Source organism: Marinomonas posidonica, assembly GCF_043643765.1.
Lineage (GTDB): Bacteria > Pseudomonadota > Gammaproteobacteria > Pseudomonadales > Marinomonadaceae > Marinomonas > Marinomonas posidonica_A.
In genome coordinates this window covers 82939-95653 of record NZ_JBHZSP010000002.1, presented here as the reverse complement: position 1 = coordinate 95653, position 12715 = coordinate 82939, and the positions used below count along the sequence as shown (strand labels likewise).

The following is a 12715-nucleotide window of genomic DNA, read 5'->3' as shown; positions in this document are numbered from 1 at the left end:
TTGCTGTTAAGGAAACGAAAGAAAAACGTAAAAGGCCGCTACTTCGCGGCCTTTTTTGTATTTACACATTGCATCTAGTGTAAAGCCCTGTTGAAATATACAGTAATGATGGTGCATATGAGAAAACCATGACTAAAACTAGAATTATGGCGATTGACCCAGGTTCACGTGTCACTGGCTTTGGTATTATCGATATTATTAAAGGTAAGCCGGTGTACGTAAACAGTGGTTGCATTCGCTTACCTGATGAAGATTTATCGGTCAGGTTAAAGCACATTTTTAATGGTGTTGAATCGCTTTTGAATGAGTATCAACCAACGGAGTTTGCCATTGAAGAAGTCTTTATGGCAAAAAATGCCAATTCTGCCTTAAAGCTTGGTCAAGCTAGAGGTGCTGCCATTGTTGCGGCATCACTGCAAGAATTAACGGTGAACGAATATGCTGCTCGCCGAGTAAAGCAATCCGTGGTGGGAACAGGTGGCGCGGATAAGACTCAGGTTCAAAGCATGGTGCAATTATTACTGGGTTTAACGGCGAAGCCACAAGCCGATGCGGCCGATGCTTTGGCGATTGCTTTGTGTCATGCCAATACCAGAACATCCGGAGGTCTAGAGTACGGTACGGGTAAGCGTGCCGGTCGAAGTACGAAACGTTGGTCAGAACAAGATGTAAGGAATGTGTTGTGATAGGACGAATTATCGGAACCTTGGTGGAAAAATCACCGCCAGAATTATTAATCGATGTACAGGGGCTAGGTTACGAGATTAGTGCGTCCATGACGACGATTTATGATTTACCGCAAGTAGGCGAGCGAGTCACATTATTCACACACCTCATTGTAAAAGAAGATTCCCATACGCTGTTTGGTTTTATAGACAAAAACGAAAGGGCATTGTTTAGAGTCTTAATCAAAGTGAATGGCATTGGTCCTAAAATGGCATTGGCGATTTTATCGAGTATGTCAGCGGAAGAACTTATTGCGAATGTACAAGATTCCGATGTGACTGCACTAACTCGCATCCCTGGTGTCGGTAAAAAAACCGCCGAGAGATTGATTATTGAATTACGAGATAAGCTGGGGCAGGCCGCTAAAGGCGACTTGTTTGCAACACCTGCCGTATTAAAACAAGTTCAAGCGGACCCAAGACAAGAAGCCGAGGCCGCATTGATTTCATTAGGCTACAAACCCCAAGAAGCGGCGAAAGCGATTGCTGCTGTGCCAATGGACAATGCAGACAGCGAGTCTGTTATTAAAGCGGCGTTACAGGGAATGTTGAGGAAATAACCATGATTGAGCAAGATCGTATTATCTCAGCAGAATTAAAAGGCAATGATAGGCAGGTAGACCGAGCGATTCGTCCACAAGCCTTGTCTGAATACATAGGTCAGCCAGTCGTTCGTGAGCAAATGGAGATTTTTATTCAAGCGGCTCGACAACGTAGTGAACCTTTGGATCATACCTTAGTCTTTGGTCCGCCAGGGCTTGGTAAAACAACATTAGCACACATCATCGGAAATGAAATGGGCGCAGAAGTTAGAACTACTTCTGGTCCTGTGTTAGAGCGTGCAGGGGATTTAGCAGCTTTGCTAACCAATTTGAATGAAGGTGATATTTTATTTATTGATGAAATACACCGTTTAAGCCCTGCTATTGAAGAAGTGCTTTACCCAGCGATGGAAGATTACCAATTGGACATTATGATTGGGGAAGGTCCAGCTGCACGTTCAATAAAAATTGAACTCCCGCCCTTTACGCTTGTCGGAGCTACAACACGCGCGGGGTTATTAACGTCGCCATTACGTGATCGCTTTGGCATTGTGCAACGACTGGAATTTTACGATGTGGAATCATTAACTACGATTGTATCGCGATCTGCATCAAAAATGGGTATTCAGTTAGACGATAGTGGCAGCTTTGAAGTGGCTAGGCGGTCAAGAGGTACACCTCGTATAGCGAATCGTTTGTTACGTCGTGTTCGCGATGTTGCACAAGTTGATGGGGTTGACTTAGTTGGACAAAAAGTTGCCCAACGAGCATTGGATATGTTAAGTGTAGATAGTCAAGGTTTTGATCATTTAGATAGACGTATGTTGTTGACTATGATAGAAAAGTTTGATGGTAGGCCTGTCGGTCTTGACAGTGTGTCTGCCGCACTTGGTGAAGATAAAGATACCATTGAAGATGTAATTGAACCGTTTTTGATACAGCAGGGGTTTGTCATACGCACTCCGCGAGGCCGCCAAGTAACGAAAAGAGCGTATGAACATTTTAATTACCAATTACCAAACGATTTAAAATAGAGGTCCATGATGTCAATTTGGGGTTTAATCGCCAGCGCTAGTTTAGTAGTACAGCTTGTTATGTTGACCTTGTTGGCTGCTTCCGTGTTTTCTTGGATCGTTATTTTTCAACGCATTCGAGTTATTAAACAAGCAAAGAAAATACGTTCTGAATTTGAAGACCAGTTTTGGTCTGGTATGGATTTGAGTCAGTTGTATCGCAAATTGACTCAAGAAAGTCGCAAAGTTGAAGGGATGGAAACCATTTTTACGGCAGGCATTAAAGAGTTTACTCGCTTAAGACAGAATCAAAATGTCGATCCTGATGCGGTGATGGATGGCGTACAAAGAGCCATGCGAGTGGCGCTGTATCGTGAAGAAGAAAAGCTCGATCAGCATTTGCCATTCCTCGCTACTGTTGGATCGACCAGTCCTTACGTTGGCTTATTTGGTACTGTTTGGGGGATTATGCATTCCTTTATCGGTTTGGCCGAAGTACAGCAAGCCACACTCGCAACAGTGGCTCCAGGCATAGCAGAAGCTCTTATTGCCACGGCAATTGGCTTGGCGGCGGCTATTCCAGCGGTAATCGCTTATAACCGTTTCTCTACGGCTGCCGAGTCTCTTAGCGCTAGCTACGATAATTTCGCCGAAGAGTTTGCGAGTATTTTGCATCGCAAGGTTCATGTCAAAGAGGGAGGCGCAGCATAGTGGCTCGCTCAAGACGGAGAGATAAGCGTCGCCCAATGGCGGAAATCAATGTGGTGCCTTACATTGATGTTATGTTGGTGTTGCTTGTTATCTTTATGATTACTGCCCCCATGTTGACACAAGGTGTTGATGTTGAGTTGCCTAATGCAAATGCAACGCCGATACAAAACGATGAAAATGATGTATTAATTGCATCCGTTGATTCAAGCGGTCAGTTTTATTTAGATGTTGGCGGCCAGCAAGAGACGATTTCATTAGCAAACTTACAAACGAAAGTTCGTAAGATTCTTAACCAAAACCCAAATATGTCTGTATTGGTTAGAGGTGATAAAAATGTGCCTTACGGTGATGTCGTTGGATTGATGGTCGCATTACAAGGTGCTGGTGCACCTAATGTAGGCTTAGTGACAGAGCCGGATAACTGAGTATGAAGTGGTTGCGTAGTGACAGTTACAGCTTGCCCATTGTCTTAGCAGTTGGTTTGCATGCTGGTATTGTATTAACCGCTGTTTTGGCCGTAAATTTTTCAGATACTGAAAAGTCTGAGCCGAAACGCCCCGTTATAGTAAACGCCAAAGTGGTCGATGTTTCACAGACGATCATAGGTCAGCGAGAAGCTGAGAAAAAAGCCGCCCAAAAGCAAGCCGCGGCTATCGCTGAGCAAAAGAAAAAAGCAGCAGAGCAAGCGCGTAAGAAAGAGGTTGCCAGAAAGGCTTTAGAGGAAAAACGTAAACAAGCTGCCCAAGCAAAACGACTCAAAGAGCAGGCCGCAGCCAAGAAAAAACAGGAAGCTGAAAAGAGAGCGGCTGAGCAAAAACGTCTCGCACAGGAAGCTGAAAAGAAAAAGCAAGCTCAGCAAGCCGAGAAAAAGCGTTTGGCTGAAGAGAAACGTCAACAAGAGTTAGAGCGTCAGCAAAAACAACGTGAAGAAGCTTTAATTCGACAAGCTGAAGCCGATAGATTAGCTGAGGAAGAGCGCAAACGTCAGCAAGAAGCTGCGCGAATAGCAGAAGAAAAGCGTGCTAAAGATGAGGCTGCACGAAAAGCAGCCGCTGAAAAAGAAGCGCAACGTCTGGCTGCTGAAGAAGCTCAAATGGTTCAGTCAATCAGTAGTTTGATTAATGCAAGAGTGGCCGCGGCTTGGAATCGGCCTCCCAGTGCACGAAATGGTATGAAAACCGAGTTGCGTATTGATTTCTTACCGAATGGTGAGGTAATGAATGCTCAAGTTACCAAGGGAAGTGGTGATGCCTTATTTGATCAACGAGCATTAGACGCTGTTAATAAAGTCAGACGTATAGAAGAATTGGCCGAAGTCGATTCGTATATTTTTGAACGCAACTTCCGTAAAGTAGATTTAATTTTTAACCCGCAAGACTTGAGAAACTAATATGTTTAAAAGATGCTTAAGTGCTGTTTTTGTTTTTTTCTTTTTTATAAGCACAGCGAAAGCGCAATTAGTGATTGAAATAACCAGTGGTGCTGATCAATTATTGCCCATTGCGGTTGTGCCTTTTGGTTATGATGGTGTCGAGGCTTTACCTGAAGATATTGCACAAATTGTCCAAGATGATTTAGCGCGAAGTGGGTTGTTTCAGCCTATTCCTCGTAGCAATATGTTGAGTATGCCCAGCAAAGAAGAAGATGTTTTTTATCGTGACTGGCGTTTATTAAAAAGTGATTATGTGGTCATTGGCTCGGTTAATAAGTTGCCGAACAATAAATATCGAATTGGTTTTGAGTTATTAAACGTACTTAGTCAAAAGCCAGTACAAAAACATTCTTCTATTGATGTTGGTGTAAATAATTTCCGCGATGCTGCGCATTATATTAGTGACAAAATTTACGAATTATTAACAGGTTCTCGTGGTGCATTTAGTACTAGAATCTTATATGTTACTGCTGAAGGTGATCGAAAGTCGCCTTTATTTAGATTACAAGTGGCTGATGCTGATGGTCATAGACCTCAGGTTGTCGTTGAATCGAAAGAACCAATATTATCGCCATCTTGGAGTAGTGATGGTCGTAAGATTGCTTATGTAATGTTTCGCAACCGACGCCCTAACATTTTTATACAAGAATTAGCTTCTGGAAAACGTCAGCAAATAGCACAATTTAGAGGTCTAAATGGTGCGCCTGCTTGGTCTCCAGATGGAAAGAAACTGGCGATTGTGTTATCAAAAGATAACAATCCAGAAATCTATACGCTTGATATTGCAACACAAAAGCTCGAGCGTATGACAAACCATTATGCGATCGATACAGAGCCGAGTTGGGAGCCTGATGGTAAAGGAATAGTTTTTACGTCTGATCGTGGTGGTAATCCACAAATTTATCGATTAGATGTTAATAGTAAGCAGGTAGAAAGGGTGACATTTGAAGGTGACCTTAATACCAGAGCAAGAATGACACCTGATGGTCGTTACCTTGTGACTGTTCAGAAGAATGATGGCAATTATCATATTGCGTTACAGGATATGAAAACAGGCCGAGTTCAGATTCTAACAGAGACTTACTTAGACGAATCGCCAAGCATCGCGCCGAACGGCAGCATGGTGATATATGCCACAACCTATAAAGGAAAGGGTATCTTAGCCGTAGTATCCGTTGATGGACTTGTTAAATATAGGTTACCATCAGCAGACGGTGATGTACGTGAACCATCTTGGTCCCCGTATTTCAAATAAAGACATTGAGGAGTGAATAATGAGTGTAAACAAACTAGGTAAGTTTGCTGTAATTGGGTTGTCTGCTGCGTGGCTAGCAGGCTGTAGTACAACAGCAACAGATACTGATTCTTCAACAGTTGCAGAAGACGCAACTTCAACTGAACAAGTTGAAGATTCAGCAGCTGCTGGCTCTACAGACCAATCATTTGGTGCTGGTGAAGATGGTGCTGTAACAAGTGTGATTGTTGATGATTCTGCTGAAGCAACAGAAGAGCCAATGGTTGACCCACTTGCTGGTGTTGATACTGTATTCTACTTCGATTTCGACAAATCTATCGTTCGTCCAGCAGCACGTGAAGCGCTAGCGAAACATGCTGAGTTCTTGGTTGCTAACCCAGATGCACGTATTGTTCTTGAAGGTCATGCTGATGAGCGTGGAACTCGTGAATATAACATGGCTCTAGGTGAGCGCCGTGCTAAAGCGGTTAGTCGTTATCTTACAATCCAAGGCGTTGCAGCTTCTCAGATCGAAACAGTAAGTTTTGGTGAAGAAGTGCCAGTTGCTTTCGGTCACGATGCTGATGCTTGGCAACTTAATCGTCGCGTTGAAGTTCGCTACGAATAATGAATGGTAAAGACATAAAGATTCGCTCTTTAGCAGTGGTGCTGTCTTTAACAGCACCACTTGCTTTGTCTGAATCAAGCCAACCAACAGTCGGTTTGTCGCCTAGTGCAGCCGCTGACTTGTTGTTCCAGCTGGAAACTTTACAGCAGGAAGTGCAACATTTAAGAGGTCAATTAGAGCAGCAAGGTCATGAACTCAAGCTAATGAAACAGAGTCAAAGAGATCGATACATTGATCTTGATAAGCGCATTTCATTATTGATGTCAGCTTCTGCAAAAAAAGATTCAGCATCGGCGACATACCCTTCACAACCAGCTCTATCAAATCCAGTTCTTGTTGAATCATCTCCACAAACTGTTGGGAATGCTGAAGCAAGCACCGGTCAAACAGCCAATCTTCCTGCAACACCATTAGCACCTGTTTCTTTAAAAACGCCAAGTGCAGCAGCAAAAGAGGCTTACACCCAAGCTTATAATTTAATCCATCAACGAGATTTTGCTCAAGCTGAGCAAGCATTCAGTCGGTTTGTAATGAGTTACCCAGACAATACATTAACGGGTAATGGTTACTATTGGTTAGGTGAAGTTAAATTAGTGCAGGGTAAATCAGAAGAAGCGTTAGAATCTTTTAATACTGTTATCCAGATGTTTCCTGGTCATGGTAAGGAAAAAGATGCTCTTTATAAACTTGGTACGGTTAATGATCAACTAGGTCGTACAGAGCAGGCAAAGACTTATCTGCAAGACGTGATCCAACGTTTTCCAAACAGTAAGACAGCTAAGTTAGCTGCGGGTTATTTGAGTAAACTTAAATAACTTGCATTTCTCAACGGGCTCTGTATTATACGCATCCCGTTGGGTCGTTAGCTCAGTTGGTAGAGCAGTTGACTTTTAATCAATTGGTCACTGGTTCGAATCCAGTACGACCCACCAATTTTCTTTTTCATGGCATTGGCTATATCTTGATACTTCGCCATAATGTCTTGGCGTGACACCATACATTCTGTTAGCAATGCTCTTTTCGCGCCCAGTTTTAGCAGGGGTAATAAGATGTTTGATACTTCCACAAAAGCCGCTCTTCGTAATACTGTCCAACAATATTTAGCTGATGCTGAAAAGAGTCTAGAGTCGCCTGTAATTGACAACGATCAGATTCGTCAAGAAATCAAACAACTGTTAAAAGCCAAAAATGCTGTTCTTGTTGCTCATTACTACACAGATGATGCCATTCAAGAGCTTGCAGAAGAAACCGGCGGCGTGATTGCGGATTCTCTTGAGATGGCTCGTTTCGGGGCAAATCATGACGCTCAAACCTTAGTTGTAGCTGGGGTAAAATTCATGGGCGAAACTGCAAAAATATTAAGTCCAGAAAAGTCCATCTTAATGCCCACCCTAGAAGCTACCTGTTCTTTGGATATTGGCTGTCCAATTGATGAATTCTCTGCGTTTTGCGATCAACACCCTGATCGTACCGTTGTGGTTTATGCAAACACTTCTGCTGCGGTGAAAGCGCGAGCTGACTGGGTAGTTACCTCAAGTATTGCTCTTGATGTTGTAAATCATCTTGTAGATCAAGGTAAAAAAATCATTTGGGCACCAGATCAGCATCTTGGTGGCTATATTCAGCGTGAAACAGGTGCAGACATGATATTGTGGGATGGAGCATGTATCGTTCATGAGGAATTTAAGGCAAAAGGCATATTGGACCTGAAAGCCATTTATCCAGATGCCGCTGTTTTGGTGCACCCAGAATCTCCAGAATCAGTTGTTGAAGTTGCCGATGTAGTTGGCTCAACGTCTCAGCTATTAAATGCCTCTAAGTCCATGTCAAATAGCACCTACATTGTTGCGACTGATCGTGGCATTTTTTATAAAATGAAACAGGCATCACCAGATAAGCGTTTTGTTGAAGCGCCTACGGCAGGCTCAGGAGCCAATTGCCGAAGCTGTGCACATTGCCCATGGATGGCGTTAAATAGTCTAGAGTTATTACGCAATGCTTTGAGAGATGGGTCTGGTCAGATTGAAGTTTCTGGTTCTTTGCGCGAGAAGGCGTTAATTCCGCTTCAAAGAATGCTAAATTTTAATAAAAGCTAGGCATTCAAAGAAGCAATAGAGCTGAGTGCATGCTCTTTATATCAAGTAAATCTTGTAAAGACTTTGCACTTAGGTTTAAGGTTATTTATTTAGCGTACCCAAATATTTCATTTCCAAATCAGAATACGCCAGTTGCAAGCGATCATATTCTAAGCTCTTCTTGTTATAGCTGATTCTCAATTCTTGGTAATCTTTTTCCCCAACATGAGTGGCTAATTGCTCTTTTAGTTGCGTCGTGGCTTGTGCCAACTTACGATTTCGTTCTTTCTCTTGTTTTAATGGGATTGAGTTTGCACCAAAATCAGGGTTGCTTAAAATGAGCGCGTCCATTTTTGTTTGCAATTCGTTATTGGATTGCTCTGCCATTTCGAGCTCTTGTGCCAGCAGGGTGACACAGGTTTCTGATTCTTGTAGTAAACGTTCTAAAGATTGAGTATCTTTTTCTTGCTCTAATAAATTATTGGTTGAGTTGGATTCAATGGCATTACTTAAACCTTCTTTCAATGATCCTAATGCGGCTTTTTTATTACTCGACAAGGTTTGTAAGTTGCCGATAACTGTTTCATTGTTTGAGCTTAGTTTCTTGTCCATTTCTGCTAATTTAGCGTCTTTAGACTGAATGTCCTGTCTTAATGACTCTATACTTAAATCAGAATTTTCTAGCTCCGCCTCTAATTGTAAAATGAGGCTTTGCGACTCTTTTGACATGCGCTCTAATTTATCAACAGCGACTTTTTGTGCTTCTTCAGCTTGTTTTGAAGAGGCGTTTTGTCCGGCATGTTCAAGCTCATTTCTTAATTGATCGATCACCATTTTTTGTCGATCTGCTAAATTATTTAATGACATAATTTGCTTATATGATGCTGAGCGGTTTTGCTGACTGGATTTTGTGGCAGCATTGGCCTTGATAGAGACGACATTGGCTTGGCTGGCTTCTTGGCTCTGTAATTCTTCAAGTCGTAAAATGCGTTTTTTTAATGCTTCGGCTTCTTTTTGTAATCGTTGCTGTTCATTCTTTTTGACTTTTAAACGCTGTAATTTAGCGACGGCATTGTCAATACTTTTACGCAAATCGTCATTGAGTCTTTGTTGATTCTTTGATAAAGCTTCTTTACTAATCAGCAGCTCAGAGGTCTGATAAAATTCCTCTTCCATGCTCTTAAGGTTTTTATTTAAATCCTCAGGATTGGTTGTTTGTAACTTGGGAGTGGATAGAGCATACAACAAACTGGATAGGAAGCGCGTTAAAATGGGTTTTGGGTTATCGCTGACCTGGTTTAGCACAATAGCCCGTTCTGCTTTTAATACGGTCCCCCAAATTTTCAAGGTGTTGACTTGGTGTGGCTCCATTGTGTTAGGTTTAATGGATTCAGCTGCATGGCTAATTTGTTTATCAAGATATTGGGCAAAATGCTTATAGGACTGATCTTCTTCTTTTGAATCTTCCTGTGGCAGTGGTTCATTCTCTGTGGATTCCGCTTGATCTGCTTCTTCTTGCTCAGAGATTTTCTTCTTTAGGGAATAGGATAACCAAACAAGTGCAATACAGCCCACCAAGAGAAGTGTTGTCAATTCAAGGGTTGTCCAAATTAGCCACTTTGGCATAAAAACTCCTAGACCTAAAAAGGTTTTATGTGATATCCATTATCATTAACGTTTGCTGGATGTTAAAGTATTGCCATCCATACGATTTATATTAAAGGAATTTGTTTTTCTATGAGTAAAGAAATTTTAACGTTTATACGTAATCGTGTATCTCAGCCTGCTTTAACCGAACCTGCGCCACAAGATAATGAATGGCAAGAAATTCTTGAGGCAGCAAGTCGAGCGGCAGATCATGGTAACCTTAAGCCATGGCGTTACCGTATATATGAAGGAGAAGGGCGCGCTAAGCTTGGGGAGATATATTGGCAGCATGCTTTATCCGAAGTGGCTGCTTTACCTGAAAGCAAAAAAGACTCCTTTATCAAAAAAGCCTATCGAGCTCCTGCTGTTTTGTTAATTTATGCGCACATCCAAGATCATCCAAAAGTACCTGCCATTGAGCAAATTATGGCGACATCTGCAGCAGCTCAGCAGGTACTTTTAGGGCTTAACGCATTAGGTTATGGCGGTATGTGGCGCAGTGGACCCGCTTGTTTTACCCAGAAAACGAAAGATCTTTTGGAATTGGATTCAAATGATCAAATTGTTGGCCTGATTTATGTTGGGACAGCTAAAGAGCAAGCAAAGCCTTCTCCGGATCCAATGCTTGCAGACAGACTGGAATGGGTAAGAGATTAATTTTTAACAATAATTCCTTAAAAATCGGTTGCAAAAAGAGTTCGCCATCACTAATATATGCGCACTCATTACGCGGAGCGTATTGATCGGTTTTGGTGAGCTGTCCGAGTGGCCGAAGGAGCACGCCTGGAAAGTGTGTATGTCGAAAGGCATCAAGAGTTCGAATCTCTTGCTCACCGCCATTCTTCTTAAATCATTGATAGTTAAAAATTTAACTTATCAATGATTTATCCAAGATTCTCTCTATCGTACTAGTAGCAATAACTAGCACGGTAGAGAAAACTCTATATCTTCATTTACCCAACCTGTTACCTGAAATTCTTTTAATTAGCCTTAAAACCATGAATCTTATGTTTATATAAAACGATCTGGTATGCATCTAATCTTTAAATGTTCAGCCTAAGATTATTGTTAATTTCTATTATTAAGGTGTTAGGGACTTCCCATTCCGTTGCCAATTGATGCCAGCAAGAGACATGCTTAATGGTTTCATCTATGATGCTGTCTATTTTTCTTTTGTTAAATAGTGGGCTGAGTTTTTCAAGGCTGTAAAAATCAGCACGACTGAAATCGTCTCTTTTACCGTTTAAACTCATCCAGTGACTGTTTACCCATTTGCTGCCAGGCTTATAGCTGTAGGCAAGGTCATAAGCTGGTGCGAGAGACCATTTTCCGTTTATTAGACGAAAAGCAAAATTCTTTGCGTGGTCATCATGGTTTCGTGCGATGATATTAAAAATCATACGTCTCAATAATTGCTCTGCTTCCGCTGCGGAAAGCTTCAGCTGACGAGCAATACCAAATAATTCTGCGTATGAGAATGACCCCGGCTGTTTGTAATCAACGTGAGCCAGTCCATTCAGTGTCTGTACATGTATCTTTTCATTTTTAATTCGATCAAAACGCTGGGTAATGAAGTGCCTTCGATTGCCTTCATGAAGTAGGTGGCAAGGCATCATATCAATGCCACATTTTTTGGCCATTAAATGATAAACGAATTCCATAGCGCCATAGCCAAGTGGATCGCCAAAGGTTTCTTGATTTTTGTTGTGTTCGCTCACACCATCAAACTTCATTAAGTAGTGCGTAAACCCATCTGGTACATCAGTCTGTCCTGAGCGCACTTGAGTAAACTTGTCATTGAATGCTAATACTGCTTTAGGTCTTGCTCCGCCAGCACTCATGCCCACTGAGAGCAAAGACATCATGGCTTCACGATCTTCCTGTTCATTCTTATTCAATTCGATTTCAAAGTGATTGCGGGAATCCAATATGTCTTGGGCAATGGTGATGAGTGTTTTGACTTCAATGGATTGTGATGCGTTGAGGCTGCGGAATTTTGTGGCTGGGGTGTATTCCAAAGCTCCCATGCCTCGCTTACCGGTATACTGAAGTCTCTGTAAAGGTGTAATGTCACTTGGAGATCGGCCTTGTGCGGCAACCCAGGCGTTTAAAACAGCATTGCCAAAATCATCAGGCAATGAGTCGGCAATCAAACCGGGCAATCCTTTAAAGGTGTCATAGGTTAATGCTGGAAAACTGTAGATGCGTTTTGCTAATGGCATTTTGATGGGGGATAGTTCAATACCTTTTTTAATAAAACTAGGCGCATATTCAAAAGCTCCTACACCTCTTTCTGAATCAAAACTCAAGGCACCGACTTCATTATCATGATATTTGATAGTGACGACTTCCATTACCATGAGGTTTGTTCCTCATTTGTATTACGACGTTGGCCCGAGGCTCTTTGGCGTTGCTTACCTTGTAATTTTGCGAGTTGCAAAGGAGAGATTTGCTGTTTTGGCAAAAATAAATCCAATTGTTCGGTTAAATCAAGTGCCATCAAAAGAGCGATGAAAACCTCAAGCTGGACCTTACCTTTTTCGGCATTCAGAACGGTTTTTCGAGCGACGCCAGCCAGTGTGGCAACCTCAGATTGAGTTAAGTTTCTATTGAGTCTAGCTTGTTTTAAGCGTTCGCCAATCTCTTCTGCAAGGGCTAATGCTGTAGTTGTTGACATTATTAAGGTCCAAATTAGTTACATTAATGAT

At 42.0% G+C, this 12715-nt stretch carries 14 protein-coding genes and 2 tRNA genes; 13 read left to right on the top strand and 3 right to left on the bottom strand.

All coding sequences use genetic code 11. The annotated features are described in order from the left end of the window. The first annotated feature begins 128 nt into the window (after nt 1-128). The 11 genes from ruvC to nadA all read left to right on the top strand — a co-directional run bounded on the left by ruvC (nt 129) and on the right by nadA (nt 8381). Nucleotides 129-686, top strand: coding sequence for a crossover junction endodeoxyribonuclease RuvC (ruvC, locus tag ACHUFM_RS02490; protein ID WP_394179236.1), 558 nt, complete (start codon nt 129-131; stop codon nt 684-686). Further along, complete coding sequence (gene ruvA / locus ACHUFM_RS02485; protein WP_394179234.1) at nt 683-1285, top strand: Holliday junction branch migration protein RuvA; 603 nt, start codon at nt 683-685, stop codon at nt 1283-1285. Before ruvC ends, ruvA begins: the two co-directional genes overlap by 4 nt. A gap of 2 nt (nt 1286-1287) precedes the next feature. Next, nucleotides 1288-2301 (top strand): Holliday junction branch migration DNA helicase RuvB, encoded by a 1014-nt coding sequence (ruvB, locus tag ACHUFM_RS02480; RefSeq protein ID WP_394179232.1) that lies wholly within the window; start codon nt 1288-1290, stop codon nt 2299-2301. Nucleotides 2302-2310: 9 nt separating this feature from the next. Continuing rightward, entirely contained in the window at nt 2311-2991 is a 681-nt protein-coding gene (gene tolQ, locus ACHUFM_RS02475) for a protein TolQ (RefSeq protein ID WP_394179774.1), read from the top strand. Next, complete coding sequence (gene tolR, locus ACHUFM_RS02470; RefSeq protein WP_394179230.1) at nt 2991-3416, top strand: protein TolR; 426 nt, start codon at nt 2991-2993, stop codon at nt 3414-3416. The genes tolQ and tolR overlap by 1 nt, the downstream gene beginning before the upstream one ends. Before the next feature lie 2 nt (nt 3417-3418). Beyond that, nucleotides 3419-4381, top strand: coding sequence for a cell envelope integrity protein TolA (locus ACHUFM_RS02465; protein WP_394179228.1), 963 nt, complete (start codon nt 3419-3421; stop codon nt 4379-4381). 1 nt (nt 4382) lies between these two features. Further along, the gene (gene tolB, locus ACHUFM_RS02460; protein ID WP_394179226.1) at nt 4383-5678 is read left to right on the top strand and encodes a Tol-Pal system beta propeller repeat protein TolB; all 1296 of its coding nucleotides are present in this window, start codon (nt 4383-4385) and stop codon (nt 5676-5678) included. Between the two features lie 19 nt (nt 5679-5697). Further along, complete coding sequence (gene pal / locus ACHUFM_RS02455) at nt 5698-6285, top strand: peptidoglycan-associated lipoprotein Pal (RefSeq protein ID WP_394179224.1); 588 nt, start codon at nt 5698-5700, stop codon at nt 6283-6285. Next, nucleotides 6285-7100 (top strand): tol-pal system protein YbgF, encoded by an 816-nt coding sequence (ybgF, locus tag ACHUFM_RS02450; protein ID WP_394179222.1) that lies wholly within the window; start codon nt 6285-6287, stop codon nt 7098-7100. Before pal ends, ybgF begins: the two co-directional genes overlap by 1 nt. A gap of 41 nt (nt 7101-7141) precedes the next feature. Then, nucleotides 7142-7217 (top strand) — tRNA-Lys (locus ACHUFM_RS02445). Nucleotides 7218-7334: 117 nt separating this feature from the next. Then, nucleotides 7335-8381, top strand: coding sequence for a quinolinate synthase NadA (gene nadA, locus ACHUFM_RS02440; RefSeq protein WP_394179220.1), 1047 nt, complete (start codon nt 7335-7337; stop codon nt 8379-8381). Nucleotides 8382-8462: 81 nt separating this feature from the next. On the opposite strand, the gene ACHUFM_RS02435 is transcribed toward nadA, so the two are convergent. Further along, nucleotides 8463-9986 carry a hypothetical protein gene (locus tag ACHUFM_RS02435; RefSeq protein WP_394179218.1) on the bottom strand — a complete coding sequence of 508 codons (1524 nt, stop codon included), beginning with the start codon at nt 9984-9986 and terminating at the stop codon, nt 8463-8465. A 111-nt stretch (nt 9987-10097) separates the two neighbouring features. On the opposite strand from ACHUFM_RS02435, the gene ACHUFM_RS02430 reads away from it, so the two are divergent. Next, nucleotides 10098-10664 carry a nitroreductase family protein gene (locus tag ACHUFM_RS02430; RefSeq protein ID WP_394179216.1) on the top strand — a complete coding sequence of 189 codons (567 nt, stop codon included), beginning with the start codon at nt 10098-10100 and terminating at the stop codon, nt 10662-10664. A gap of 94 nt (nt 10665-10758) precedes the next feature. Then, nucleotides 10759-10846 (top strand) — tRNA-Ser (locus tag ACHUFM_RS02425). 204 nt (nt 10847-11050) lie between these two features. Here the strand turns inward: ACHUFM_RS02425 and ACHUFM_RS02420 are convergent. Beyond that, nucleotides 11051-12367 carry a type II toxin-antitoxin system HipA family toxin gene (locus tag ACHUFM_RS02420; protein ID WP_394179214.1) on the bottom strand — a complete coding sequence of 439 codons (1317 nt, stop codon included), beginning with the start codon at nt 12365-12367 and terminating at the stop codon, nt 11051-11053. Next, nucleotides 12361-12684 carry a helix-turn-helix transcriptional regulator gene (locus ACHUFM_RS02415; protein WP_394179212.1) on the bottom strand — a complete coding sequence of 108 codons (324 nt, stop codon included), beginning with the start codon at nt 12682-12684 and terminating at the stop codon, nt 12361-12363. The genes ACHUFM_RS02420 and ACHUFM_RS02415 overlap by 7 nt, the downstream gene beginning before the upstream one ends. Nucleotides 12685-12715: the final 31 nt, after the last annotated feature.

Excerpts from the sequence above, each read along its gene's own strand:
- ruvB (WP_394179232.1), top strand. The coding sequence starts at position 1,288 with ATGATTGAGCAAGATCGTATTATCTCAGCAGAATTAAAAGGCAATGAT.
- tolQ (WP_394179774.1), top strand. The coding sequence starts at position 2,311 with ATGTCAATTTGGGGTTTAATCGCCAGCGCTAGTTTAGTAGTACAGCTT.
- ACHUFM_RS02415 (WP_394179212.1), bottom strand. The coding sequence starts at position 12,684 with ATGTCAACAACTACAGCATTAGCCCTTGCAGAAGAGATTGGCGAACGC.
- nadA (WP_394179220.1), top strand. The coding sequence starts at position 7,335 with ATGTTTGATACTTCCACAAAAGCCGCTCTTCGTAATACTGTCCAACAA.
- ruvC (WP_394179236.1), top strand. The coding sequence starts at position 129 with ATGACTAAAACTAGAATTATGGCGATTGACCCAGGTTCACGTGTCACT.
- ACHUFM_RS02430 (WP_394179216.1), top strand. The coding sequence starts at position 10,098 with ATGAGTAAAGAAATTTTAACGTTTATACGTAATCGTGTATCTCAGCCT.
- ACHUFM_RS02435 (WP_394179218.1), bottom strand. The coding sequence starts at position 9,986 with ATGCCAAAGTGGCTAATTTGGACAACCCTTGAATTGACAACACTTCTC.
- tolB (WP_394179226.1), top strand. The coding sequence starts at position 4,383 with ATGTTTAAAAGATGCTTAAGTGCTGTTTTTGTTTTTTTCTTTTTTATA.
- pal (WP_394179224.1), top strand. The coding sequence starts at position 5,698 with ATGAGTGTAAACAAACTAGGTAAGTTTGCTGTAATTGGGTTGTCTGCT.
- ACHUFM_RS02420 (WP_394179214.1), bottom strand. The coding sequence starts at position 12,367 with ATGGTAATGGAAGTCGTCACTATCAAATATCATGATAATGAAGTCGGT.
- ACHUFM_RS02465 (WP_394179228.1), top strand. The coding sequence starts at position 3,419 with ATGAAGTGGTTGCGTAGTGACAGTTACAGCTTGCCCATTGTCTTAGCA.
- ybgF (WP_394179222.1), top strand. The coding sequence starts at position 6,285 with ATGAATGGTAAAGACATAAAGATTCGCTCTTTAGCAGTGGTGCTGTCT.